Here is a 26,173-nt window from a genome sequence, read left to right as displayed (position 1 = left end):
TTCAGTGCTCCCTGCTGCCGAAATCAATACGTGGGTCGACCAGGGTGTAGGTCAGGTCGCCAATCAGTTTCACCACCAGGCCCAGCAGGGTGAAGATGAACAGGGTGCCGAAGACCACCGGATAGTCGCGATTGATCGCCGCCTCGAAACTCATCAGGCCGAGGCCGTCGAGGGAGAAGATCACCTCGATCAACAGCGAGCCGGTGAAGAAAATACCGATGAAGGCGGAAGGAAAACCGGCGATGACCAACAGCATGGCGTTGCGAAACACGTGGCCGTACAGCACCCGGTTCGGGCTCAGGCCCTTGGCTTTGGCGGTGACCACGTACTGCTTGTTGATTTCATCGAGAAAGCTGTTCTTGGTCAGCAGGGTCATGGTCGCGAAGTTGCCGATCACCAAGGCTGTGACGGGCAGGACCAGGTGCCAGAAGTAGTCGAGAATCTTCCCTGTAGTGCTGAGTTCATCGAAGTTGTTCGAGGTCAGGCCGCGCAACGGGAACCAATCGAGGTAGCTGCCGCCAGCGAACAGCACGATCAGCAAAATGGCGAACAGGAACGCTGGGATCGCGTAGCCGATGATGATCGCCGAGCTGGTCCAGACATCAAAATGGCTGCCGTGACGGGTGGCCTTGGCGATCCCCAGGGGAATCGATACCAGGTACATGATCAGCGTGCTCCACAGCCCCAAGGAGATCGACACCGGCATCTTCTCGACGATCAGGTCGATGACCTTGGCATCGCGAAAGAAACTGTCGCCAAAATCCAGGTGAGCGTAATTCTTGATCATGATCCACAGGCGTTCCGGCGCCGACTTGTCGAAGCCGTACATCTTTTCGATTTCCTTGATCAGGGCCGGATCCAGCCCTTGCGCGCCACGGTAGTTGGAGCCCGCTACCGAGACCTCGGCACCACCACCGGCGATACGGCTGGTGGCGCCTTCGAAGCCTTCGAGCTTGGCGATCATCTGCTCGACCGGGCCGCCGGGAGCGGCCTGGATGATGATGAAGTTGATGACCAGGATGCCAAGCAAGGTTGGAATGATCAGCAGCAAGCGGCGAACGATATAGGCCAGCATACTAGTGCGCCTCTTCGGACGGCGTGGTGTCCGGCGTCAGTGGCACTGCCGGCTCGACATCCGGCTTGATCCACCAGGTATTGATGCCAATGTCGTACTTTGGCGACACCTTGGGGTGACCTATGTGGTTCCAGTAGGCGACCCGCCAGGTCTTGATGTGCCAGTTGGGGATCAGGTAGTAGCCCCACTGCAGAACGCGGTCCAGGGCGCGACAGTGTTCGATCAGGCTCTGGCGCGAGTCAGCGTTGATCAGGTCTTCGACCAGGCCGTCGATGGCAGGGTCTTTCAGGCCGATAAAGTTGCGGCTGCCGGGGTTGTCGGCGGCGGCACTCTGCCAGAACTCGCGTTGCTCGTTGCCTGGTGAGTTGGATTGCGGGAAACCACCGACAATCATGTCAAAATCTCGTGAGCGCAGGCGGTTGATGTACTGCGAGACATCGACGCGGCGGATCACCAGATCAATGCCCAGATCAGAGAGATTGCGCTTGAACGGCAGCAACACGCGCTCAAACTCGGTCTGGGCGACGAGGAACTCGATAGATACCGGCTTGCCCTGCGCATCGACCATCTTGTCGTCGACAATACGCCAGCCGGCGTCCTGCAGCAGTTTGTAGGCCTTGCGTTGCTGCTCGCGGAGCATGCCGCTGCCGTCGGTGACAGGGTTGCTGAAGGCTTGAGTGAAAACCTGCTCGGGAATTTTGCCGCGCAGTGGTTCGAGAATCTTCAGTTCGGCTTCATCCGGCAGCCCGCGGGCGGCCATTTCGGAGTTCTCGAAGTAACTGCGGGTGCGGGTATAAGCACCGTTGAACAGCTGCTTGTTGGTCCATTCGAAGTCCAACAGAAGGCTCAGCGCCTCCCGAACACGGACATCCTCGAACACCGGGCGGCGAATGTTGTAGACAAATCCTTGCATGCCGGTTGGGTTGCCATTGGGCAGTTCTTCGAGGATCAGGCGTTTTTGCCGCACGGCAGGCACATCGTAAGCGGTGGCCCAGCTTTTGGCTGCAGTTTCCAGGCGGTAGTCGAACTGACCGGCCTTCAGGGCTTCGAGGGCAACCGAGTTGTCGCGGTAGTAGTCGGTGGTCATGACATCGAAGTTGTAGAAGCCACGATTGACGGCAAGGTCTTTGCCCCAGTAATCCTTGACCCTTTCATAGCGGATCGAGCGTCCAGCCTTGACCTCTGCAACCTGATAAGGGCCGCTGCCCAGCGGAACTTCCAGATTGCCCTTGGTGAAATCGCGACCTTCCCACCAATGCTTGGGCAGCACCGGCAGTTGGCCAAGGATCAGTGGCAATTCGCGGTTGTTGTTGTGCTTGAACTTGAACAGCACGCGTTGCGGATCTTCGGCGATGACCTCGGCGACGTCGGCGTAATAACCACGAAACAGCGGCGCACCCTGTTTGATCAAGGTATTGAAGGTGAACACCACGTCTTCGGCATGAATCGGGTGGCCATCGTGAAAGCGCGCTTCAGGGCGCAGGTAGAAGCGTACCCAGCTGTTGTCCGGGGCCTTCTCGATTTTACCAGCGACCAGGCCGTACTCGGTGAAGGGTTCGTCCAGGCTCTGGGTCATCAAGGTGTCGTAGATCAGGCCGATATCGTCGGCCGGTACACCCTTGTTGATGTACGGATTGAGGCTGTCGAAACCACCGAAACCAGCCTGGCGAAAGGTGCCGCCTTTGGGCGCATCCGGATTGACGTAATCGAAGTGCTTGAAGTTCGCCGGGTATTTGGGCGCTTCGTCATACAGGGTCAGAGCGTGTTGCGGGGCGGCCAGTGCCTGGGCACTCAGACAGGTCAGCAGCAGGGCGCAGGCCTTCAGGCGCAGGCGGGGCAGTGACATCATTGGGCGGTCTCCGAAGGCTTTATCCACCAGCTGTTGAGCCCCAGGGTGTAGGGCGGCGTGGTGACGAAGGCGAACCGGTTGCGGTAGGCCAGGCGGTGATTGTCCAGGTACCAGTTGGGAATCATGTAGTACTGCCACAGTAGCGTCCGGTCCAGGGCGCGTGCCGCAGCCACTTGTTCATCACGGCTTTGGGCGGCGAGCAGGGTGTCGAGCAGGTGATCGATCACCGGATCTTTCACGCCAGCATAGTTCTTGCTGCCTTTGGTCGAGGCCTGGCTTGAGTGAAAGTACAACCATTGTTCAAGGCCGGGGCTGAGGGTCTGGTTCAGGGTCATCAGAATCATGTCGAAGTCGAACTGGTCCAGGCGTTGTTTGTACTGGGCCCGGTCCACAGTGCGCAAGCGCGCGTCGATACCAATGCTGGCAAGATTCTCGACATAAGGTTGCAGGATCCGCTCAAGGTTCGGGTTGACCAGCAGCAGTTCGAGTTTGAGTGGCTGGCCTTTGCTGTTGAGCAGACGCTGGCCATTGAGCCTCCATCCTGCCTCGGCCAGCAGGTTGAGGGCCTGGCGCAAGGTCTGACGGTTGATGCCACGGCCGTCGGTGTGACTGACCGTGTAGGGTTCGGTGAACATCGCCGCCGGCAATTGCTCACGGAAAGGTGCGAGCAATAGCCACTCTTTGCCCACCGGCAGGCCACTGGCGGCGAATTCGCTGTTTGGGTAATAGCTGCTGGCGCGGCGGTAGGCGCTGCTGAACAATGCCCGGTTGGTCCACTCAAAATCCAGCATCAGGCCCAGGGCCTGACGGACTCTGGCATCGCTGAAGGTCGCACGGCGACTGTTCATGAACAGGCCCTGGGTCTGAGTCGGGATCTTGTGCGGGATCTGTGCCTTGATCACTTCGCCGCGGCGTACTGCCGGGAAGTTGTAACCGTTGGCCCAGTTCTTGGCCTGGTGTTCGATGTAGATATCGAACTCACCGGCTTTGAACGCTTCGAAGGCCACAGCACTGTCGCGGTAGAACTCGTACTCGACCCGGGCGAAGTTGTATTTGCCGCGGTTGACTGCCAGGTCCTTGCCCCAGTAATTCTTGACCCGCTCGAACACCAGACGGCGTCCTGGCTGGACCTGGCTGATACGGTAGGGGCCGCTGCCCAGTGGCGGTTCAAAGGTGGTGGCCTTGAAGTCGCGACCTTTCCAGTAGTGCGCCGGCAGCACCGGCATTTCGCCCAGGCGCAGGATCAGTAAGGGATTACCGGCACGCTTGAACACGAAGCGAATACGCCGCGGGTTGAGGATATCGACCCGCTTCACTTCCTGCAGGTTGGTGCGGTAGATCGGGTGGCCTTCCTTGAGCAGGGTGCGATAGGAAAATGCCACATCGCTGGCGGTAATCGGGTGGCCGTCATGGAAGCGTGCTTCCGGGCGCAAGTTGAACACCACCCAGCTGCGGTCTTCGCTGTACTCCACGGACGCGGCGATCAACCCATAGCTCGATGTCGGTTCATCGCCCGAGGGGTCGTACTGGCCGGTGCCGACCATCAACGGCTCATTGAGCTCGGTGACCCCATACTGGAGGAAATTGGGCGTGGTGACCGGGCTTGAGCCCTTGAATGTATACGGGTTGAGGGTGTCGAACGTGCCAAATGCCATGGCACGCAAGGTGCCGCCCTTGGGCGCTTGCGGATTGACCCAGTCGAAATGGGTGAATTTGGCTGAATACTTGAGCGTGCCGAACTGGGCGTAACCGTGGCTTTCGCTGATTGTAGCGCCCGCAGGAAAGCTCAAGACCAGGCTGAATGACAGCAACAGGAGGGGACGTATCAAGTCGGCGATCCGATCCAGGCGGCTTGGGCTTTATTCCAGCTACAGTAACAGCTTGTATCGGCTGGAAAAAGAGGGCCGCCCGGGCGGTGAGGCAGGCTCCGGCTTATCGTGCGGAGCCTGTTGCTTAGTGCGGGAGGTAAACGGTCAGGGTCTGGCCTGGCTTGAGGGCGTGGCCGCTACGAGGATTCCAGCGTTTGAGGTGCTGCATCTCAACGTTGAAGCGCTTGGCTACTGCGTACAGGGAGTCGCCTTTGCGTACCTTGTACTGAGTGGATTTTTTCTGTGCTTTGCCGACGGGTTGAGCGCTTTGCATGACCAGCGTTTGGCCGGCCTTGAGGCTATGACCTGACAGCTTGTTCCAGCGCTGCAGGTCTTTGACACTGACCCTGTTGGCTTTGGCGATACTGCCCAGATTGTCGCCACGCTTGACCCGATAGCGGCTGCTGCGAGTGGTCGTAGTGCGTGGTGCGGCCTCGGCCAGTGCCGCTTCGAATACGGCTTTTTTCGGCTGCAGCGACAGCAGTTCATCCGGCTTCATGTTCGACAGGCTGGCAGTCAGTAGCTGCGCCTTGGCGGTCGGCACCAGCAGTTGCTGCGGGCCATCAACTGTCATGCGCTTCTTGAACGCCGGGTTGAGCTGCAACATCTCGTCTTCATCAATCTCGGCCAGCGCTGCTACACGTGACAGGTCCAGGCGATCCTTGATGGCGACGGCTTCGAAATAGGGTTCGTTGGCGATCGGGTTGAGGTTTATGCCGTACGCTTGCGGCGTCATGACCACCTGCGACAGGGCCAGGAGCTTGGGCACATAGTTACGGGTTTCCTGCGGCAGCGGCAGGTTCCAGTAGTCGGTCGGCAAACCTAGCCGTTCGTTGCGTTCGATCGCCCGGCTGACCGTGCCTTCGCCGGCGTTATAGGCAGCCAACGCCAGCAGCCAGTCGCCATTGAACATGTCGTGCAGGCGCGACAGGTAGTTGAGGGCGGCGTTGGTCGAGGCGGTAATGTCACGCCGACCGTCGTAGAAGCTGGTCTGGCGCAGGTTGAAGTGACGGCCGGTGGACGGGATGAACTGCCACAACCCCACGGCATGGGCCCGGGAGTAGGCCATCGGATTGTAGGCGCTTTCGATTGCCGGCAGCAGCGCCAGCTCCAGCGGCATGTTGCGCTCTTCAAGGCGCTCGACGATGTAATGGATATACAGGCTGCCACGGTCGCTGGCATTTTCCAGGAACGAGGGGTTGCTGGCGAACCACAGGCGTTGCTGTTCAATGCGTGGGTTGACCGCCATGTCGTCTTGCAGGGCAAAGCCCTGGCGCATGCGCTCCCAGACATCCTGGGGCTCCTGCTCGGCTTGTTTGACCGGGACGATCAGCGGCTTTTGCTTCATCCGCGCCTGGTAGTTGTGCGCGCGAACGCTCTCGGATTCGTCGAGCTGACGGGTGCTCTGGCAGCCCACCAAGGTGGCGGCCAGGGCCAGCGCACTGGCTTGGACCAGGCGCGTCAGGGCGACGGAATTGAAGGTTCTGCGGCTATTCGACGACATTGGCTGGGACAAAGTTCCGGGCAAAAATGTCGGGCGATTCTAGAAAGCAGCCCCCCTGCGGTCAACCTTTGAGAACTTCCCGGTCCTAGCAGAGGCTGTTTAGAACGTGTCCTTCCAAGCCCGCAACCCAGCAAAAACAGTACTTGACGTAGGGTTTATCAGGGTATTCCGTTCGTCTAGTTTTTCTTTAACGGATGTTTCGGCGGTACGTAAAAACGGGTTGGTGAGTTTTTCCAGTGCCAAGGTTGATGGCAATGTGATGCGATCGTGTTCGCGAAGGCGGCTAACGTCGTCGAAGCGTTGGGCAATGGCCCGGTTTTCTGGCTCCACGGCTTTGGCAAAACGCAAGTTGCTCAGGGTGTATTCATGGGTGCAGTACACCAGGGTTTGAGGCGGCAAGCTGGCCAGGCGCTCGAGTGAATGGTGCATCTGCTCTGGCGTACCCTCGAACAGACGACCGCAGCCGGCGGCGAACAGGGTGTCGCCACAGAACAGCAGCGGGGTGGCGTTTTGCCCGCAATAATAAGCAATGTGCCCCAAGGTATGTCCGGGTACGGCAAGGATCTGGAAATCCAGGCCGAGGACGCACACGCTGGCGTTGTCGTCCAGGGCCAGGTCGCGGCCGGGGATCCGCTCGTTGGCCGGGCCGCATACTCGCGCACCGGTGGCGGCCTTGAGCTGTTCGACACCGCCAACATGGTCGTGATGATGGTGGGTAACCAGAATGTCGCTCAGTTGCCAGCCTGGATGGCCCTTGAGCCACGCTAGCACCGGAGCTGCGTCACCCGGGTCGACCACTGCACAGCGCTGGCTGGCAGAATCTTGTAACAACCAGATGTAGTTGTCGCTGAAAGCGGGTAGGGCGTCGATCTGTATCATGGTGCGATTCGCCAAACGTGGGACATAGGTGCATCTTAGTAGCTATGCACGCTGTCGAGAACCTTCAAGGGAGACTGCAATGACCGATCAAGCCTTTGCCCAGGCCGATCCGCAGTGGCTTGAGCTGATCAGCCTGGCCCGCGATTGGTTCGCTGGCCCCCTGGGGCAGTTAATGCTTCATGAGGAACAACGCCTGCTCGAAGAAGAGTTGGGGCGTTATTTCGGGGGTTACCTGGTGCACTACGGCCCCTGTGCCGAGCCGCCACCCAAAGCCCCACAAGTTCAGCGCAACGTGCGTTTAGGCGCGCCGCTGCCGGGCGTTGAGATTGTCTGCGAAGAACAGGCCTGGCCACTGAGCGAACATGCTGCCGATGTGGTTGTGTTGCAACACGGCCTGGACTTCAGCCTGTCGCCCCACGGTCTGCTGCGCGAAGCGGCCAGCAGCGTACGGCCAGGTGGCCACCTGGTGATCATCGGTATCAATCCGTGGAGCAGTTGGGGAGTGCGCCGGGTGTTCGCCCACGATGCCTTGCGCAAGGCCCGTTGCATATCACCGTCACGGGTGGGTGACTGGCTCAACCTGCTGGGCTTTGCGCTGGAGAAACGCCGCTTCGGGTGCTATCGTCCGCCGCTCGCGTCCCCGGCCTGGCAACAGCGTCTGGCTGGCTGGGAGCGGGTGGCCGGTGGCTGGCAAGGCGCAGGCGGTGGCGTCTACCTGCTGGTGGCGCGCAAAATGGTGGTTGGCTTGCGACCACTGCGCCTGGAACGCCGTGAGCCGATGGGCAAACTGCTGCCTTTGCCGATGGCCAAGATCAACCGCCGCCATTCCGAACCTTAAGTGCCGGGCCTGCAAGGTGCGGCACGCAATCATTGATGAAAAGGCTGTAAATGAGCGATAGCGTCGAGATCTTTACCGATGGTGCCTGCAAGGGCAATCCTGGCCCGGGCGGCTGGGGTGTGCTGATGGTCTGCAAGGGCGTCGAAAAGGAACTGTGGGGCGGCGAGCCTGAGACCACCAACAACCGCATGGAGCTGATGGCAGCGATCAAAGGCCTCGAAGCGCTCAAGCGCGAGTGCGAAGTGCTGTTGGTAACTGACTCCCAGTACGTGATGAAGGGCATCAACGAATGGATGGTCAACTGGAAAAAGCGAGGCTGGAAAACGGCTGCCAAGGAGCCGGTCAAGAACGCTGACCTCTGGCAGTTGCTCGATGAGCAGGTCGGCCGTCACAAGGTGACGTGGCAGTGGGTGCGCGGGCACATCGGTCATCACGGTAATGAGCGCGCCGACCAACTGGCCAACCGCGGCGTCGACGAAGTGCGCGGCCTGCGCTGAGCAGCGCAGCCGCCACTCGGCCTTCAGCTGAGGTAGAATGGCGGGCTAACCAGACAAGCTGTACGCGACAGGAGACCACCGGCGTGGAGATTCAGAGCAACAGGTCGGTCGTCCTGGACACCGAAACCACCGGTATGCCGGTCACCGACGGCCACCGGGTTATCGAAATCGGTTGTGTCGAACTGATGGGGCGGCGCCTGACCGGGCGACACTTTCACGTCTATCTGCAGCCTGATCGCGAGAGTGACGAAGGTGCTATCGGCGTTCACGGTATCACCGACGGCTTCCTGATCGACAAGCCGCGGTTCGCTGAAGTCGCCGATGAGTTCTTCGACTTCATTCAGGGCGCGCAGCTGATTATCCATAACGCGGCGTTCGACGTTGGCTTCATCAATAACGAATTTGCCCTGATCGGCCAGCACGAACGCGCCGATATCTCCCAGCACTGCACCATCCTCGATACCCTGATGATGGCCCGTTCGCGCCACCCGGGGCAGCGCAACAGCCTTGATGCGTTGTGCAAACGCTACGGTATCGACAACTCTGGTCGTGAATTGCACGGCGCGTTGCTCGACTCGGAGTTGCTGGCCGATGTCTACCTGAGCATGACCGGTGGCCAGACCAGCTTGTCGCTGGCCGGGCAGGGGGGCGAGGGCGAGGAAGACAGCGAATCGCGTCGCGGCAGCGAAATCCGCCGTATCACCGGGCGGCAACCGGGGCGCATCATCCACGCCACTGAGCAAGAGCTGGAAGCGCACCTGGCACGCCTGGAAGCGGTGGCCAAATCGACCGGTGGCCCGGCATTGTGGCAGCAGTTGTCCGAAGCCAACTAAAGCAGATTGCCGCGCAAGGGGGCGGGCGAGCTTCTACCCTGAAATGACCGACCCGTCATTTGCAGCAGGCGCCCCTCATGTACAAGGACCTCAAGTTCCCTGTCCTGATCGTTCACCGTGATATCAAGGCCGATACCGTCGCTGGCGAGCGGGTGCGCGGTATTGCCCAGGAACTGGCGCAAGACGGTTTCAGCATTGTTCCGGCGGTCGATTATGCTGAAGGTCGCCTGGTTGCCTCGACCCATCACGGCATGGCCGCCATGCTGATTGCGGCCCAAGGCACGGCCGACAATAGCCACTGGTTGCAGAACATGGTCGAGCTGATTCGCTTGGCGCGGTTGCGTGCACCACACCTGCCGATCTTCGCCTTGGGCGAACAGCTGACCCTGGAAAACGCTTCTGCCGATGTCATCAGCGAGCTGAACCAGCTGCGCGGAATTCTCTATCTGTTTGAAGACACTGTGCCGTTTCTGGCCCGGCAAGTGGCGCGGGCGGCACATAATTACCTCGATGGATTGTTGCCGCCATTTTTCAAAGCGCTGGTGCAGCACACCGCGCAGTCCAACTATTCCTGGCACACGCCAGGACACGGCGGTGGTGTGGCGTATCGCAAGAGTCCGGTGGGCTTGGCGTTTCATCAGTTCTTTGGCGAAAACACGTTGCGTTCAGACCTCTCGGTCTCAGTGCCTGAACTGGGTTCGTTGCTGGATCACACCGGCCCTCTGGCGGCGGCCGAAGCCCGGGCGGCGAAGAACTTCGGCGCCGATCACACTTTTTTTGTCATCAACGGCACGTCCACGGCCAATAAAATCGTCTGGCATTCAATGGTCGGCCGCGATGACCTGGTGCTGGTGGATCGCAACTGCCATAAGTCGGTGGTGCACGCCATCATTATGACCGGTGCAATCCCTTTGTACCTGTGCCCGGAGCGCAATGAGCTGGGTATCATCGGGCCAATTCCGCTGAGCGAGTTCAGCGCTGAATCAATCCGCGCCAAGATCGAGGCAAATCCCTTGGCCCAAGGGCGGGCGCCCAAGGTCAAAATGGCGGTAGTCACCAATTCCACCTATGACGGCCTGTGCTACAACGCAGAGCTGATCAAGCAGGTATTGGGCAGTAGTGTCGAAGTGCTGCATTTCGATGAGGCCTGGTACGCCTATGCACCCTTTCATCCGTTCTTCGCTGGACGCTATGCCATGGGCACTTCCCGCAGTGTCGACAGCCCGCTGGTGTTCAGCACCCATTCGACTCACAAATTGTTAGCCGCCTTCAGTCAGGCCTCGATGATCCATGTGCAGGATGGCGGTGCGCGCCAGCTGGACCGTGATCGCTTCAATGAAGCGTTCATGATGCACATCTCCACATCGCCGCAGTACAGCATTCTGGCCTCGCTGGATGTGGCCTCGACGATGATGGAGGGGCCAACCGGGCGGTCGCTGATGCAGGAAATGTTCGAGGAAGCCTTGAGCTTTCGCCGGGCTATGGCCAATTTGCGCGAGCATATGGCTGCCGATGACTGGTGGTTCAGTATCTGGCAGCCACCGCAGGTCGAGGCAATCCAGCAAGTACGTACTGCCGACTGGTTACTCGAGCCGCAGGCGCAATGGCACGGCTTTGGCGCTGTCAGCGATGACTATGTGCTGCTCGATCCGATCAAGGTCACCTTGGTTACCCCTGGGCTTAATGCGGGTGGCGCGTTGAGCGCACACGGTATCCCGGCGGCGGTGGTCAGCAAGTTTCTCTGGGAGCGTGGCTTGGTGGTGGAGAAGACTGGGCTCTATACCTTCCTGGTGCTGTTCTCCATGGGCATCACCAAGGGCAAGTGGAGCACCTTGCTCACTGAGCTACTGGAGTTCAAACGTAACTATGACGCCAACGCCGACTTGCTCGAGTGCCTACCCAGTGTTGCCCGACTCGATCCTGTGCGCTATCAGGACTTGGGATTGCGCGATCTGTGCGACCAGTTGCACACCTGCTACCGCAGCAATGCCGTCGCCAAACAGCTCAAGCGACTGTTCGCCTGTTTACCGCAAGTGGTGATGAAGCCCGCCGATGCCTATGACCGAATGGTGCGTGGCGAGGTGGAAGCTGTGCCGATCGAACAACTGCTCGGACGTACCTGTGCGGTGATGCTGGTGCCGTACCCGCCTGGCATTCCATTGGTCATGCCGGGCGAACGCTTTACCGAAGCAACCCGTTCGATCATCGACTACCTGACCTTTGCCGCCGCGTTTGACCGCGGCTTTCCCGGTTTTGTCGCCGATGTGCATGGCCTGCAGCATGAGAGTGGGGCCCAGGGGCGGGTCTATACCGTCGATTGCATCAAGGAATACGAATGATCTCGACACCGCTGCGGGCCAGCTCGAAGCGGTTGTCACCCAAGTGATTGACCTTGTCACCGATCGCCAGCTTATAAGTGGTGATCGGCAGGGATGTGGCACTACCGTCGGCCTCAAGGGTGGCTTCCTGAAACTCATGAACGGGGTAGATGCGACCTTCTGCGTCCCGTGCATGAAACTGTCCGACCAGTACTGCTGTCATTTACCGTGCAACCTCTAAAAGTTTTCTGTCAGGCATAGACCACTGATTTGCCGGGTAAGTTTTGCGGGCGTGGAAAAAAACTTCAGCTGTGCGATAGATCATCTATACCTACAGCTTCCTTTGTCCAACATGTCAGGAAATCACCATGAGTCAGGTGTATTCGGTAGCTGTCGTTGTCGGCAGCCTGCGCAAGGAATCCTTCAACCGCAAGGTCGCTCTGGCGCTTGCGCAGCTCGCGCCCGCGAACCTCAAATTGACGATAGTCGAGATTGGCGATCTGCCACTGTACAACGAAGACATTGATGTTGACCCGCCGGCAGCGTACACGGCTTTCCGTGAGCAGATCCGCGGCAGTCACGCGGTGCTGTTCGTTACCCCGGAGTACAACCGCTCGGTGCCAGGTGTATTGAAAAACGCCATTGACGTAGGCTCAAGGCCGTACGGGCAGAGTGCCTGGAGCGGCAAACCGGGCGCGGTGATCAGCGTTTCGCCGGGGGCTGTGGGCGGTTTTGGTGCCAACCACCACCTGCGCCAGTCGCTGGTGTTTCTTGATGTGCCGTGCATGCAGCAGCCAGAAGCCTATATCGGTGGTGCGGCGAGCCTGTTCGATGACAGCGGCACGCTGGCAGAGAAAACTCGGCCATTTTTACAGACCTTCATTGATAAATATGCAGTGTGGGTCGAGCGCCATCAGAAGTGATGCGCTAGCCCTATCGCCGACTGCCACAGGGGTGGCGATAGGGCTCTGCAGTTTTTACACCGACTGCGGCATCTCTCCGCGCGCCAAGCGCTTGTTGATATCGGCAATCACCTCTGGCAGCTCGTTGATGGTGTCGATCAGGTAGTGCGGGCGCGAGCCTTCGAACAGCGCGTGGATGCGTTTGCGCTCGCTGTCGAGGGTGTCCGAGGCCAGGGCGCGGTAGCCTTCGTAGGTCAACCCCAGCGCATTGCCCGAACACACCAGTGCCACCGTCCACATGCCAGCGCGGCGACCTTCAAGGATGCCTGGCACGGTATCGTCGACCTTGACACAGGCCGCCACATCATCGATGCCCAGGGCAATCACGTTGGCCAGCGCCTGAGCCGGCCACGGGCGACCGTTAGGGGTTTCATCGGTGGCTACCACGTGGTCGGCAACATAGCCATTCTGCGCGGCCAGCTCTACGACCTTGTCCATCACCACTTTTGGGTAGCCGGAGCAGGAACCGATTTTCAGGCCGTCCTTGCGCAGGCCCGTCAGGGTGTCCAGGGCGCCGGGGATCAGTGCCGAATGCACGGCAATTTTTTCGATCTGCAAGGGCATGAAGCGTTCATAGATCGCGGTCACGTCGTCGTCAGTCGGGGCGCGACCAAACACCTTGCGGTAGCGCTCGGCAATCTGCGGCTGGTCACACAGCGTACGGATATGGTCCCACTTGCCCATGCCCATTGGGCCACGCGCTTCTTCGATGGAGACTTCGACATCGAACTCGGCGAAGGCTTCGACGAAGATCTGGGTAGGGGCGAAAGAGCCGAAGTCGACCACAGTGCCGGCCCAGTCGAGGATAGCCGCTTGCAGGTGCGTTGGGTTGCTGTAGTTCATGTGTAGATTCCTAGAAAGAGTGTCAGCGCGTTAAATATCCAGTACTTCCATTTCCCGCAGCACCTGGGCCACAGCATTCACCGCTGCTTGCATGCCATCCGGGCCGACCACGCCGATGCAGCCGACGCGGAAGGTTTCGACTTGGGTGAGTTTGCCGGGGTAGAGGATGAAACCCTTGGCCTTGACCCGCTCATAGAAATCCTTGAACTGGTAGCGCGGATTGTTCGGCGCATGGAAGGTAACGATGATCGGGGCCTGGATTTCGGCTGGCAGAAAACTATGCAGACCGATTGCCGCCATGCCCTCAAGCAGGACCTTGCAATTGCTCGCATAGCGTTGGTGGCGAGCAGGCAGACCGCCTTCTTCGTTGTACTGCAACAATGCTTCGTGCAGCGCTGCGACAACATGAGTGGGCGGGGTGAAGCGCCATTGGCCGGTTTTGGCCATGTAGGCATGTTGATCCTGCAGGTCCATGGCCAGCGACGGTGAGTTGCCTTCGGCCGCAGCCAGAGAGGCTTTGTTGGCGAAAACGAAGCCCATGCCAGGCACGCCTTCCAGGCATTTGCCAGAGGCAGCGATCAGGGCATCGAAAGGTACTTCGCGTGCGTCGATTGGCAGTGCGCCGAATGAGCTCATGGCATCAATGATCAGGCGCTTTCCATGCCCGGCAATAACCGCTGCGATCTCGGCCAGCGGGTTAAGAATGCCAGTGCTGGTTTCGCAGTGAATCAGCGCAACATGGGTAATGCTCGGGTCAGCGCTGAGCAGGCGGTTAACGTCTTCAGCGGTGGTTGGTTGGTCTTCTGCGGTTTCAAAGGTGCTGTAAGCGCGCCCCAGCACCTTGCAGATTTTCGCCAGGCGTTGACCGTAAGCACCATTGATCAGCACCAGGACCTTGCCATCGCGCGGCACCAGGGTGCCAATTGCCGCTTCCACGGCGAAGGTTCCGCTGCCTTGTAGTGGCACACAGTGGTGGCTGTCGGCGCCGTTGACAATGGCCAGCAGTTGCTCGCACAGGCTGGCGGTCAGTTGATTAAAGTCGCGGTCCCAGGAACCCCAGTCCACCATCATCGCTTGGCGGGTACGGGACGAGGTGGTCAGGGGGCCAGGGGTCAGCAGAATCGGGGCGTTACTCATTCCGGTGGTCCTCACAAGCGGTGGGCTGAATCTACGGGGCCTAAGTTGCAATTCTGTGCGTCATCAATCAAATTGTTTGTTGTTATGCCAGCCATCAGTCAGGCCGATAGATATGAATTTGTTCCAGCTTCGCGCATTTGATGCCGTGGCCCGTGAGGGCAGCTTTACCCGTGCGGCAGCGCGGCTCTTTATCAGCCAGCCGGCCGTCACCGGGCACATCAAAGCCTTGGAAGAGCACTATCAGATCACCTTGCTGCGGCGCACGGCTCGGCGGGTCGAGTTGACAGAGGAGGGCACGCGTCTGGCTGCGATCACCCGAGCTATGTTTGGCCTGGCCGAGGAAGCCCAGGCTATGCTTGAGGCTAACCGGCAACTGCTCACGGGGCGCCTGGAGGTGGCCGCCGACGGGCCGCACCGGGTCATGCCGATGCTTGCCCAGTTGCGCGCACGTTACCCCGGCATCACCGTCAATCTACGGTTAGGCAATGCCCAGGAAACCCTGGCTGCGCTGCTGAGCGAGCATGCTGACGTGGCGGTCTTGACCGAGGTCGAACCGCGCAAAGGGTTGCACCTGCAAAGCCTGGGCGAATCACGGATCTGTGCATTGTTACCGGCAGGTCACCCTTGGGCACTTGAGGTACAACAGTTGCCGATCAGCGAGCTGAACCGGCAGATCATGGTGCTGCGCGAGCCCAGCTCCATCACCCGGCGCACCTTCGACCAGGCCTGTGTGCAAGCCAAGGTTCAACCTCGGGTATTGCTGGAGCTGGACAGTCGCGAGGCGGTGACCGAAGCGGTCGCTGCCGAGCTTGGCATTGGTATCGTTTCGTCAGTGGAAATCAGCCATGATCCGCGAGTGGTGGCGCGGCCGATTGTCGGTCCCGGCTTGGTCAACCAGCACATGATTGGCTGCCTGGAACGTCGCCGTGAACTGCGTTTGATTCAGGCGTTCCTGAGCCTGGCGCCGACGCTATGAAGTGGTGCTGGCATTTTCTGTTGCGGCCCCTAAGATGGCCGTCAAACAAGACGGCTAAGGCGAAGTACAGCTGATGGCGGGTAAAGACACCATCTCCATGCAACTGGTACGCGAAGCGCTGCTGCAAAGCTGTGCGCCCGGAGTGCCGAGTGCGGCGTTGCTCAGTCGCATCGGTATTGATCCAGGTATGCTTGAACAGGCCGATGCGCGGGTACCCGCCAGTGCCTATGCACAACTCTGGCGTTTGCTGGCACGGCGCTGCAATGACGAATTCTTCGGCATGGATCCGCGTGGTTTACGTCCTGGCAGCTTGGCTTTTCTGTGCCGGGCGGCAATGGCCCAGCCGACTCTGGCTACCGGATTGGACGCGGCCTTGACCTTCCTGTCATTGATGCTCGAAGACTTGCAACCGGCTTTGGTGCGCCAGCAGAGTCTTGCCGAGATCGTCATCGGCGAACCACGCGAGCAGCCGCGGCGTGCCTTTACCTATTTCACTTTCTGGATGATCGTCCATGGTGTGACTTGCTGGCTGGCAGGGCGCAGGATTCCGATCCTGGCCATCGAACTGCGCTGCAATGAGCCGCCTTTCTGCGACGATTACCGGGTGATGTTCTCGGAAAACCTCCAGTTCAATCGCCCGCGCTCGCGGATGATCATCGCCGCGGACTGCCTCGATCTGCCACTGCGGCGCAGCGAGGAAGAATTGCAGCGTTTTCTCGCCGAGGCGCCCGGCAATATTTTGGTCAAATATCGCGATCCAGCCAGCCTGGCCCGTCGTATCCGCCAGGGTCTGCGCCAGATGGATCCTGGCCTCTGGCCTGACGCCGACAGCCTGGCGCGCCACCTTTGCCTGTCTGCTTCGACCCTGCGCCGTCGTCTGGCAGAGGAAGGACAGACCTATCAGGGGCTCAAGGACAGTGTGCGACGGGAACTGGCGATTACCTGGCTGGCCGAGGTCGAGTTGGGGTTTGCCCAGATCGCCGAACGTCTTGGATTCGCTGACAGCAGTTCGTTCTACAAGGCTTTTCGCAAATGGTTTGGTTGCAACCCAGGGCATTATCGAACGGTGATTCTGCAAGGACAGGGACAAGGCTGAGAGCGAATACTTCCTGCTGCATTTCCTGATATGGAAAGGGGAAGTTTGACGGCTTCAACCCAACACAGGTAAGGCCGCCATGACGCTGAATTCACCCAGCGCTGCGTCACCCGTCGACGCCCAAAAACTCGCCAATGTAGCCGATGATTTCATTAAGGAGCGTTTGCCTGCCTGGCTGACCAGGGCCTCACCGGAGCAGATTAATACCTTACGCGACTGCTTTCAGGCCCACAGCGTGAGTCAGGAGCAACTGCATCAGGCGAGTGCCGGAATCATTTCCCCGGACGACTATGCGGTCAACCGGCTTGAGCCCTTGTTGCAGGTCCTTGGTGTACCGCAAACGCTTCGCGAGCTCTATTGGCGAGAGGTACGGCGCTCGTTTCGAGTACCACCGGGAGAGGTGTTGCCAGAAGACACTATCCGTTTCTTTCACGCGCCTGCCTTGCAGCGATTGATGCAGAACTTTGAACCCGATGCGAGCTTTTATCTGGGCTCGGGCCTGAGTACTTCGGACAGCGATCCTGAGCCGGCAACCAATCAGGCTGACCTGGTGAGCGATCAGACCGCTGTCATCCCGTTGTTCTGTCGCGAACAGGATATAGGTCAGGACTACCAGGTTCATCTTGGGCAGCACTTTGATGAGCGCATGCAGGCGACCTTGGCGCAGGACAAGCGCAAAGGGCTGGCTTTATCAGCGCAGATCGCTGCAATGAAGGGCGAAATTACGCAAGCGGATCTGCTGATGTTAGGGCAGTTGGTGGCTGACTCGGCGTGGCCCCATACGCCGGGACCCCATTGGCGGGTTTTGCTGTTTAAGTTGTTGGGCTATGAAGTTGATGGTGCACTAGCCCTTGAGCATCTTGACGCGGATGGGGGCGTCCAGCGAGTGGTGTTGTATTTGCCGGACGCTCCTGAACGTTCGCTGCAGTGCTTCGACGCCTGGTCGCAATTGAACGAGCACTTGGCGATCGACCTGCGCAAACCCGATGTTGATGCGTACTTGCGCCGAAGTGTCGCCCTCAAGCATTTACCAGGCTTACTTACCACCTTAGGCAAAAGACTCGCCGATACTTCTCCAGATCTGGAGCCTACCGGGGAAGTGTGTGCCAGCGATATTTTTGATGACTTGGCTGCTCGCCAGGTTGAACGTATCAAGGATGATGCCCGCAAAATTCTGGTGCCGACAGCGGATGCCGATCACGCAGCCTCCGAGCGACGTATTGAACAGATGAAAGACGTTGGTCTGGTTATGCTCAACGTGGCGGGCCTGTTCGTTCCGGTGGTGGGAACCCTGCTGATGGCACAGACGGTTGTACAAATCCTTTCACAGACCTACGAAGGTGTCCGTGATTGGTCTCGGGGGCATCAACATGAGGCCCTCGAACACCTGATGGGAGTCGCCGAAACCTTGGCGGTTGGGGCCGTTGTCGGGGCAGGGGGGCAAGCCATTGCACGAGGGTTCAGTCGCAGTAATTTCGTAGACGGTCTGGTACCTGTAACGACGGACGCTGGCACCAGGCGCTTGTGGTCTGAGGACATCGGCGCCTATACGGCGCAAGACGTGCCCGAGCGCACACAGTTGCTGGACAACGGTTTACACACCGATGGTCAGCGCTATTGGTGGCGGCACGACAACATCTACTACGAAGTTCGTCAGCGGCATGGGCGTTGGCAACTGCTGCACCCGCAGCGGCAAGAGGTCTACAGCCCGCTGCTGCAGTTCAATGGCGAGCGCAGCTGGCGTCTTAGCTTCGAGCGTCCCTTTGAGTGGCAAGGCAGTGCATTGTTGTTGAGTCGCCTGTGGCCCGAAGCAGCCAATCTTGAGGTGCAGCGGATTGAGCAGATCCTGCAGGTCGCCGATGTCGATGATGATCATCTGCGCGGTCTGTTATTGGAGAACCGGCCGCTGCCGGTGAGTCTGCGCGACACTCTGGAGCGCTTCAGCGTTGATGCGCGAATCTATACCTTTTTTTCCGAATTGGCTCAGCCCTCGACTGAGATCAGCGATCATGAATTCCACGCTTGGTGCCTGGCAGAAATTGATATTGCGGGCTTGAGCGCAGCTGAGCAACGAACCGACTTGCTCTTTCAGGCCGACCGATTGCGTGAAGGGCTGTTCGAACATTTTAGCCGTCAGTATTTGCCTGCTGATGATTTGCTGGCTTTAGTCCAACGGGACTTCCCCAGGCTACCGGATGCCTATGCATTGCACCTGCTGCAACAGGCATCCGATGCTGACCGGTTACGTATGGTTGAGGAGCAGCGCATTCCATTGGCGCTAGCGGAACAAGCGCGTGAGCTACGTCGCCACGCCAGGTTGATCCGTGTGCGGGAAGGATTATTTCTGCCAAGCAGTTACCAGTCCGACTCAGTCGACCTTGCGTTCAACCTGCTGCGCAACCGTGCCAATTGGCCGAGCGGCATCAACCTTGAATTGCGCGAAGGCTCTGACAGTGGTCGTCGACTGGCGGTGCTGATTCCGCAGAATGAAGATGCCAGTGTGATGGTGTGGCGGGCAGGACGTTTTTGGCTGTATGACAGCCATGGGCACGAGTTGGACCTCGACGTTGCCGACCCGGCCGGTTTGCCACAGGTGCTGCTTGCTGTACTGCCAGATGCCGAGCGTCAACGTCTGGGCTGGAATGGCGCTAAGGCTAGCGAACAGGTACGCCGCGATTTGCAAGCGTGGCTGCCAACCCGTCGCCAGCAACTTGAACGGTTACTGGGCTGGCGTGAGATCAAGCCCTGGTTTAATCCCGGCCAACGCTTGGCTGATGGCCGGGTTGGTTACCTGCTCAGCGGGCGCGGCCGAGGACGTAATCAAGGCGAAAGCATTTTACGGGCCCGGATTCGCGCCCTCTATATTGGCTTCAGCGAAAATGAGGTGGAGAACTACCTCGATATGCTGTTGCACACACCTGGTTCTGCCTTCGACAATCTGCTGATCCAGGAGCATGAGTTTACGTTGCTGGACAACGCTTTGGTGGCGTGGGAGAGCGGCGCTGCACAACCGTTCAGGCATCGAGCGCGCCGGGCTGTTGCAGAAGAGTTGCGGCGTTGCTGGCGGTTGCAGGGCGGACCTCTGAACAATTACCTGGGGCCAGGACAGGGTATGCGTTTGAGTCTGATCGGTGCAGCGATTCAGGAGTTGCCAGAGTTATCGGTCCGGGTTGATTTCAGCCATGTCAGCGATCTGGTCCTGGTCAATTTACAGTTGCAGCGTCTCCCGGTGAGCTTCCTGCGAAGCTTCAGGCGGGTTCGCTGGCTGAATCTAGGCAGTAATCAACTTACACAACTTCCCGATGGCATTGAGTGGCTCACCGAGCTACGTAGCCTGCGGTTGAATGACAACCGCATTCGAATGACGGAGCCTGCCGTCAATGTACTGGTCAATCTGCCTCAACTGCGAACGCTGAACCTGAATGGTAACCCGCTAGGATCGATCAGCCTGCAATTTTGCCGGCCCTCGCGCTTGAATGAACTGGTTCTGCGTAACTGCAACCTACAAACAATGCCTTCGGGGTTGCTCTGGTGCAGTGTGCTTGAGCACGCAGATTTACGTAACAACCAGATTGCGGTTGTCCCGGAAGAGATCCTGCAGGCGCCGCGCTCATTTCGACGTGTACTGGCGCTAGAAGGTAATGCGCTCTCTGCTGTGACAGTACAGCGTTTGCATGCGCCTGATCTGCGGATACTTCGTCCCGCTGTACCGGACCTGGACGGCAGCCGGGGTACTTGGACCCGACACGCCGAGCCGCAGGTACAAAGGCAACGGCGCATCACTTGGGACCGTTTGCGGGCCGAGCCTGAAAGTCGCGATTTTTTCCAGCTGATCAGCGAGCTGTCCGCCACCAGTGATTTTCATCAAGCCCATGAGGACCTGGAGCGGCGGGTATGGGAAATGTTTGAGGCTGCGCAGAACAACAGCGCGCTGCGCGAGGAACTGTTCAGTTTAGCTGCCAGCCCGCGTACCTGTGTGGACAGTGTCACCTCCAATTTCAGTGCACTGGAAGTTCGGCATTTCGCTGCCCGCGCGTTGCAGTATAGCGCTCCTGGTCAGGCTCAAGCGGCGCGGCTGGATTTGGCTAGGCGTTTGTTTCGCCTGGATCGGGTCGAGCAGATTGCCCGTGAGGATATCAATGCGCGCATAGCTGCCGGGCGTGGGGTTGACGAAATAGAGGTCAGTCTGGCTTACCGCACCGGCTTGGCGCGAGAACTTCAGTTGCCGGGACAACCTGGGACGATGCAGTTTCAACTGATCGCCGGAGTCAGCGAAGCACAGCTCACCGATGCGGCGCACGCCGTTCGTGAGGCTGAAAGCAGTGATGCCTTGGCGCAATACATCAGCCAACGGGATTTCTGGCTGGAGGCCTTGCGCAGTGAATATGCTGATCGCTTCAGTGCGCTCGAGCAACCATTCTGGGATCGACTCGACACTCTGGACAGCAGGCAGGACGTCCGAGAAGGCGACTACCTTGAGCAGGCCAACCAATTGAACGCGGAGCGAGACGAAGCACTGAAGGCGTTGGCGCTGCAGCTCACACGTGAAGCGCTGGCCGCTGACCGGGAGGGCGAAGCAGGCCGTTGAACCTGGTTTTGGGTTCCGGCCAAACCAGTCATCCAGTTTGACAGCTTTGGCCATTGTCCCAAGGGCTATCCGGCGCGACTATCGTCAGATTCATGGTGCTACTCCAACAATAAGAACCAGGAGTCTGACGATGCGTGATTATTCCGACGCCGCGAGCAGTTTTGACTATCTGCGGGTGGCCAGCGCGGACCTGCATGGTGACCTCAATGCACTCAATGCCTGTATCGAGTGCTGCGATCGCCATGTAGGCAGCGACAAGATCGCTTTGAACTGGGAGGGCCGTGATGGTGCGCACGCCCAATACAGTTTCGAGCAACTGCAACAACTGGCCGCACGTTTTGCCAATGTTCTGCGGGCCCAAGGGGTGGGGCCTGGGGATCGCGTTGCCGGCCTTTTGCCACGGGTTCCCGAACTGCTGATCACGGTGCTGGCCAGCTGGCGATTGGGCGCGGTATACCAGCCGCTATTTACCGCTTTTGGACCTAAAGCCATTGAGCACCGCTTGCATCAGTCTGCTGCGCGGGTAGTGGTCACCGATCGTGGCAATCGCCGCAAGCTTGATGACGTGGACGACTGCCCGGCGGTTATCTGTATCCGTCCTGAGGACGGTGATGATGTGGACTTCCATCAGGCCATGGCCATCGCCAGCGATCTGTGTGAGCCGCTGCTGCTCAGTGGCGATGCGCCGTTTCTGATGATGTTCACTTCGGGTACCACCGGGCCGGCCAAGCCGCTGTTGGTGCCGCTACGGGCAATTGTCGCCTTTCAGGGCTATATGCGTGACGCCATTGATCTGCGCGACGATGACAATTTCTGGAACCTGGCGGACCCAGGGTGGGCCTACGGCCTGTACTACGCCGTCACTGGGCCGCTGGCGCTGGGTCATGCCACAACCTTCTACGATGGGCCGTTCAGCGTCGAAAGTACCTGCCGGGTCATCAACAAATATGCCATTAGCAATCTGGCGGGCTCCCCGACTGCCTACCGCTTGCTGATCGCCGCCGGGGAAGACTTCTCCAAACCCATCAAAGGCCTACTACGGGTGGTCAGCAGTGCCGGTGAACCCCTCAATCCGGAAGTGATCCGCTGGTTCGCCGACGAACTGGGTGTGACGATTCATGATCACTACGGACAGACCGAGCTGGGCATGGTGTTGTGTAACCACCACGGCCTTGAGCATCCAGTGCACCTGGGTTCGGCGGGTTTTGCCATTCCCGGACACCGAATTGTCGTGCTCGATGATCACCATTGCGAACTGTTGGCCGGGCAGCCAGGCATTCTTGCGGTGGATCGCGAGCAGTCGCCGCTGTGCTGGTTTGGCGGCTATCACGGCGTGCCGACCAAATCCATCGTCGGTAAGTACTACTTGAGCGGCGATACCGTTGAGTTGAATGCCGATGGCAGTATCAGTTTTGTCGGTCGCAGCGACGATGTGATTACCACTTCGGGTTATCGGGTTGGTCCTTTCGATGTGGAGAGCGCGCTTATCGAGCACCCTGTGGTGATCGAAGCGGCCGTGGTGGGCAAACCGGATCCAGAGCGTACTGAGTTGATCAAGGCCTTCGTGGTGTTGGCTAACGGTCACGAGGCCAATGAAGCGCTGGCCGAGGCCTTGCGCCAGCATGTACGCCAGCGCCTGTATGCCCACGCCTACCCGCGAGAAATCGAATTTGTCAGTGAGCTGCCCAAGACACCAAGCGGCAAGCTGCAGCGTTTTATCCTGCGCAACCAGGAAATTGCCAAACAACAAGCCGCACTGGCCTCGACCGCCAGCGCCTGAGGAAGATCATCATGCAGATTGCCAACAAGAATTTCATCGTCAGCGGCGCAGCCTCGGGGCTGGGCGCGGCGACTGCCGAAATGCTAATCGAGGCCGGTGCCCAGGTCATGCTGGTCGACCTGAACGCCGAAGCCGTGCAGGCCAAAGCGCAAGCACTGGGCAGCAAGGCGCGCTTTGCCGTCGCTGACATCAGCCAGGAAGCTGCGGCGAAGGCCGCCGTCGATGCAGCGGTTGCTGCATTTGGCAGCCTTCATGGCCTAATCAATTGCGCGGGCATCGTCGGTGCCGAGAAGGTCCTGGGTAAAAACGGCCCGCATGCTCTGGACAGTTTCTCTCGGGTCATCAACGTCAACCTGATCGGCAGTTTCAACCTGTTGCGTCTGGCCGCCGCCGCCATGGCTGAGGGCCAGGCAAGTGACGCAGGAGAGCGTGGGATCATCATCAATACCGCCTCGATTGCTGCCTATGACGGTCAGATTGGTCAAGCTGCCTACGCAGCCTCCAAAGGCGCCATCGCCAGCCTGACCTTGCCAGCAGCCCGTGAGCTGGCACGCTTCGGCATTCGGGTGATGACTATTGCCCCCGGCATCTTTGAAACACCGATGATGGCCGGCATGACCCAGGAAGTGCGCGACTCGCTTGCCGCTGGCGTGCCATTCCCTCCACGTCTGGGCCGCCCGCAAGAATATGCCGCGCTGGCACGGCACATCATCGAAAACAGCATGCTCAATGGTGAGGTGATCCGTCTCGACGGTGCCTTGCGTATGGCCGCCAAGTAATTGCAGGAGTACCTATCATGACCCTCGCCAATGACCCGATTGTAATCGTCAGTGCCGTGCGCACGCCCATGGGTGGCCTGCAGGGCGACCTGAAGAGCCTGACCGCCCCACAACTGGGCGCTGCGGCCATTCGGGCTGCCGTGGAACGCGCTGGCGTTTCCGCTGACAGCGTCGAGCAAGTGCTGTTTGGCTGCGTACTGCCTGCCGGTTTGGGCCAGGCCCCGGCGCGCCAGGCCGCCTTGGCGGCCGGCTTGAGCAAGTCGACCACCTGCACCACCTTGAACAAGATGTGTGGTTCGGGCATGCAGGCCGCCATCATGGCCCATGACCTGCTGCTGGCTGGCAGCGCCGATGTGGTGGTGGCTGGTGGCATGGAAAGCATGTCCAATGCCCCCTACCTGCTAGACAAGGCCCGTAGCGGTTATCGTATGGGGCACGGCAAGATCATCGACCACATGTTCTTCGACGGCCTTGAGGATGCTTATGACAAAGGACGTTTGATGGGCACCTTCGCCGAGGACTGTGCCCAAGCCAATGGTTTCAGCCGCCAGCAACAGGACGACTTCGCCATCGCCTCGCTAACCCGCGCGCAACAGGCGATCAGCGCCGGTAGTTTTGCCAGCGAGATCGTCCCGGTGGAGGTCAGCGAAGGCAAGACCCAGCGTCTGATCAGTGACGACGAACAACCCCCCAAGGCGCGCCTGGACAAGATCCCTCAGCTCAAACCAGCCTTCCGTGATGGCGGTACGGTCACTGCGGCCAACTCCAGTTCGATTTCCGATGGCGCCGCAGCCTTGGTGTTGATGCGCCGCTCCCAGGCCGAAAAGGAGGGGCTCAAACCGCTGGCTGTCATTCATGGCCATGCCGCCTTTGCCGATACCCCGGCGCTGTTCCCGACCGCCCCGATTGGTGCTATCGACAAGCTGATCAAGCGCACCGGCTGGAACCTCGGCGACGTTGATCTGTTCGAGATCAACGAAGCCTTTGCCGTAGTCACCCTGGCGACGATGAAACACTTGGACCTGCCCCATGACAAGGTCAACATTCACGGCGGTGCCTGTGCCCTGGGCCATCCGATTGGCGCATCGGGTGCACGAATCCTGGTTACCCTGTTGGCGGCTTTACGCCAGAAGGGCCTGAGCCGCGGCATCGCGGCCATCTGCATCGGCGGTGGTGAAGCAACCGCCATAGCCGTCGAGTGTCTGTATTGAGGTGCACCATGCTAGTCAATGACGAACAACAGCAAGTCAGTGATGCAGTCCGCCAGTTCGCTCAAGAGCGCTTGCGCCCATTTGCCGAACAGTGGGACCGCGAACATCGCTTTCCCAAGGAAGCCATCGCAGAGATGGCTGAACTCGGTCTGTTTGGCATGCTGGTGCCGGAGCAGTGGGGCGGCAGTGATACTGGCTACGTTGCCTATGCCATGGCCCTGGAAGAGATCGCCGCCGGTGATGGCGCGTGCTCGACGATCATGAGCGTGCACAACTCAGTGGGCTGCGTACCGATCCTCAAGTTTGGCAATGATGCACAGAAGCAGCAGTTTCTTACCCCGCTTGCCAGCGGGCAGATGCTCGGTGCTTTTGCCCTGACAGAGCCCCAGGCTGGCTCCGATGCCAGTAGCTTGAAGACCCGTGCGCGTCGTGATGGCGACCACTATGTGCTCAATGGCTGCAAGCAGTTCATCACGTCTGGGCAAAATGCCGGGGTGGTGATTGTTTTCGCTGTCACTGATCCGAGTGCCGGCAAGCGCGGTATCAGCGCCTTTATCGTTCCGACCGATTCTCCCGGTTATGAGGTTGCCCGGGTCGAGGACAAACTCGGCCAGCATGCCTCCGATACCTGCCAGATCGTCTTTGACGACGTACGCGTGCCGCTGGCCAACCGCTTGGGCGAAGAAGGTGAAGGCTACAAGATCGCCCTGGCCAACCTCGAAGGTGGTCGAATCGGTATCGCTTCGCAGTCGGTAGGAATGGCGCGCGCCGCCTTTGAGGTGGCCCGGGACTACGCTCGCGAGCGGCAAAGCTTTGGCAAATCCTTGATCGAGCACCAAGCTGTGGCCTTTCGCCTGGCTGACATGGCAACCCGGGTGGCGGTTGCTCGGCAAATGGTCCAGCATGCCGCCGCGTTGCGTGATGCTGGGCGTCCCGCGTTGGTCGAAGCTTCGATGGCTAAACTTTTCGCCTCGGAAATGGCCGAAAAGGTCTGTTCGGATGCCTTGCAGACCTTGGGCGGTTATGGCTATCTGAGTGACTTTCCGCTGGAGCGGATCTACCGCGATGTGCGGGTTTGTCAGATCTATGAAGGCACCAGCGATATTCAGCGCATGGTCATTGCGCGCAATCTTTAAGCGG

20 protein-coding genes are annotated in these 26,173 nt (G+C 59.3%); 12 read left to right on the top strand and 8 right to left on the bottom strand.

Translation table 11 applies throughout. The annotated features are described in order from the left end of the window. Nucleotide 1 precedes the first annotated feature (1 nt). From ACQRAX_RS02355 to gloB, 5 genes are all read right to left on the bottom strand, one after another. On the bottom strand, nt 2–1,075 hold the full coding sequence (locus tag ACQRAX_RS02355; RefSeq protein WP_412038380.1) for a microcin C ABC transporter permease YejB: 1,074 nt from the start codon (nt 1,073–1,075) through the stop codon (nt 2–4). A 1-nt stretch (nt 1,076) separates the two neighbouring features. Next, nucleotides 1,077–2,924: an extracellular solute-binding protein gene (locus tag ACQRAX_RS02350; RefSeq protein ID WP_412038381.1), complete on the bottom strand. Its 1,848-nt coding sequence runs from the start codon at nt 2,922–2,924 to the stop codon at nt 1,077–1,079. After that, complete coding sequence (locus tag ACQRAX_RS02345; protein ID WP_412038443.1) at nt 2,921–4,750, bottom strand: extracellular solute-binding protein; 1,830 nt, start codon at nt 4,748–4,750, stop codon at nt 2,921–2,923. The genes ACQRAX_RS02350 and ACQRAX_RS02345 overlap by 4 nt, the downstream gene beginning before the upstream one ends. A gap of 127 nt (nt 4,751–4,877) precedes the next feature. Further along, nucleotides 4,878–6,296 carry a lytic transglycosylase domain-containing protein gene (locus tag ACQRAX_RS02340; protein WP_412038382.1) on the bottom strand — a complete coding sequence of 473 codons (1,419 nt, stop codon included), beginning with the start codon at nt 6,294–6,296 and terminating at the stop codon, nt 4,878–4,880. Between the two features lie 99 nt (nt 6,297–6,395). Continuing rightward, complete coding sequence (gloB, locus tag ACQRAX_RS02335; protein WP_412038383.1) at nt 6,396–7,175, bottom strand: hydroxyacylglutathione hydrolase; 780 nt, start codon at nt 7,173–7,175, stop codon at nt 6,396–6,398. A gap of 79 nt (nt 7,176–7,254) precedes the next feature. Between gloB and ACQRAX_RS02330 the strand changes: the two genes are divergently transcribed. The 4 genes from ACQRAX_RS02330 (at nt 7,255) to ACQRAX_RS02315 (ending at nt 11,682) form a co-directional block, all read left to right on the top strand. After that, nucleotides 7,255–8,013, top strand: coding sequence for a class I SAM-dependent methyltransferase (locus ACQRAX_RS02330; RefSeq protein WP_412038384.1), 759 nt, complete (start codon nt 7,255–7,257; stop codon nt 8,011–8,013). A gap of 50 nt (nt 8,014–8,063) precedes the next feature. Further along, a complete protein-coding gene (gene rnhA / locus ACQRAX_RS02325) occupies nt 8,064–8,510 on the top strand; it encodes a ribonuclease HI (RefSeq protein ID WP_412038385.1) in 447 nt (148 codons plus the stop codon). A gap of 83 nt (nt 8,511–8,593) precedes the next feature. Then, the gene (gene dnaQ, locus ACQRAX_RS02320) at nt 8,594–9,343 is read left to right on the top strand and encodes a DNA polymerase III subunit epsilon (protein WP_412038386.1); all 750 of its coding nucleotides are present in this window, start codon (nt 8,594–8,596) and stop codon (nt 9,341–9,343) included. 77 nt (nt 9,344–9,420) lie between these two features. Further along, nucleotides 9,421–11,682, top strand: a complete 2,262-nt coding sequence (locus ACQRAX_RS02315; RefSeq protein ID WP_412038387.1) for an Orn/Lys/Arg decarboxylase N-terminal domain-containing protein — start codon at nt 9,421–9,423, stop codon at nt 11,680–11,682. Here ACQRAX_RS02315 and ACQRAX_RS02310 read toward each other — a convergent pair. After that, the gene (locus tag ACQRAX_RS02310; protein WP_412038388.1) at nt 11,666–11,884 is read right to left on the bottom strand and encodes a hypothetical protein; all 219 of its coding nucleotides are present in this window, start codon (nt 11,882–11,884) and stop codon (nt 11,666–11,668) included. The genes ACQRAX_RS02315 and ACQRAX_RS02310 overlap by 17 nt on opposite strands. A gap of 145 nt (nt 11,885–12,029) precedes the next feature. Here ACQRAX_RS02310 and ACQRAX_RS02305 point away from each other — a divergent pair, with 145 nt between their 5' ends. Beyond that, nucleotides 12,030–12,584, top strand: a complete 555-nt coding sequence (locus ACQRAX_RS02305) for an NADPH-dependent FMN reductase (RefSeq protein WP_412038389.1) — start codon at nt 12,030–12,032, stop codon at nt 12,582–12,584. Between the two features lie 54 nt (nt 12,585–12,638). Here the strand turns inward: ACQRAX_RS02305 and phnX are convergent, their stop codons facing one another. Beyond that, on the bottom strand, nt 12,639–13,466 hold the full coding sequence (gene phnX / locus ACQRAX_RS02300; RefSeq protein WP_412038390.1) for a phosphonoacetaldehyde hydrolase: 828 nt from the start codon (nt 13,464–13,466) through the stop codon (nt 12,639–12,641). Between the two features lie 30 nt (nt 13,467–13,496). Continuing rightward, entirely contained in the window at nt 13,497–14,603 is a 1,107-nt protein-coding gene (locus ACQRAX_RS02295; protein ID WP_412038391.1) for a 2-aminoethylphosphonate--pyruvate transaminase, read from the bottom strand. Between the two features lie 112 nt (nt 14,604–14,715). On the opposite strand from ACQRAX_RS02295, the gene ACQRAX_RS02290 reads away from it, so the two are divergent. From ACQRAX_RS02290 to ACQRAX_RS02260, 7 genes are all read left to right on the top strand, one after another. Beyond that, nucleotides 14,716–15,579 carry a LysR substrate-binding domain-containing protein gene (locus tag ACQRAX_RS02290; protein ID WP_412038392.1) on the top strand — a complete coding sequence of 288 codons (864 nt, stop codon included), beginning with the start codon at nt 14,716–14,718 and terminating at the stop codon, nt 15,577–15,579. Between the two features lie 73 nt (nt 15,580–15,652). Then, on the top strand, nt 15,653–16,675 hold the full coding sequence (locus tag ACQRAX_RS02285) for an AraC family transcriptional regulator (protein WP_412038393.1): 1,023 nt from the start codon (nt 15,653–15,655) through the stop codon (nt 16,673–16,675). Nucleotides 16,676–16,754: 79 nt separating this feature from the next. Then, nucleotides 16,755–21,263: an NEL-type E3 ubiquitin ligase domain-containing protein gene (locus ACQRAX_RS02280; RefSeq protein WP_412038394.1), complete on the top strand. Its 4,509-nt coding sequence runs from the start codon at nt 16,755–16,757 to the stop codon at nt 21,261–21,263. A 130-nt stretch (nt 21,264–21,393) separates the two neighbouring features. Continuing rightward, nucleotides 21,394–23,043, top strand: coding sequence for an AMP-binding protein (locus ACQRAX_RS02275; RefSeq protein ID WP_412038395.1), 1,650 nt, complete (start codon nt 21,394–21,396; stop codon nt 23,041–23,043). Nucleotides 23,044–23,054: 11 nt separating this feature from the next. Continuing rightward, complete coding sequence (locus tag ACQRAX_RS02270) at nt 23,055–23,822, top strand: SDR family NAD(P)-dependent oxidoreductase (protein WP_412038396.1); 768 nt, start codon at nt 23,055–23,057, stop codon at nt 23,820–23,822. A 17-nt stretch (nt 23,823–23,839) separates the two neighbouring features. Next, on the top strand, nt 23,840–25,033 hold the full coding sequence (locus tag ACQRAX_RS02265; RefSeq protein WP_412038397.1) for an acetyl-CoA C-acyltransferase: 1,194 nt from the start codon (nt 23,840–23,842) through the stop codon (nt 25,031–25,033). Between the two features lie 8 nt (nt 25,034–25,041). Then, nucleotides 25,042–26,169 carry an acyl-CoA dehydrogenase gene (locus ACQRAX_RS02260; protein WP_412038398.1) on the top strand — a complete coding sequence of 376 codons (1,128 nt, stop codon included), beginning with the start codon at nt 25,042–25,044 and terminating at the stop codon, nt 26,167–26,169. Nucleotides 26,170–26,173: the final 4 nt, after the last annotated feature.

Source organism: Pseudomonas sp. UM16 (assembly GCF_050312595.1).
Lineage (GTDB): Bacteria > Pseudomonadota > Gammaproteobacteria > Pseudomonadales > Pseudomonadaceae > Aquipseudomonas.
The sequence above is the reverse complement of the archived record's forward strand: the minus strand, read 5'-3'. Positions and strand labels throughout refer to the sequence as shown.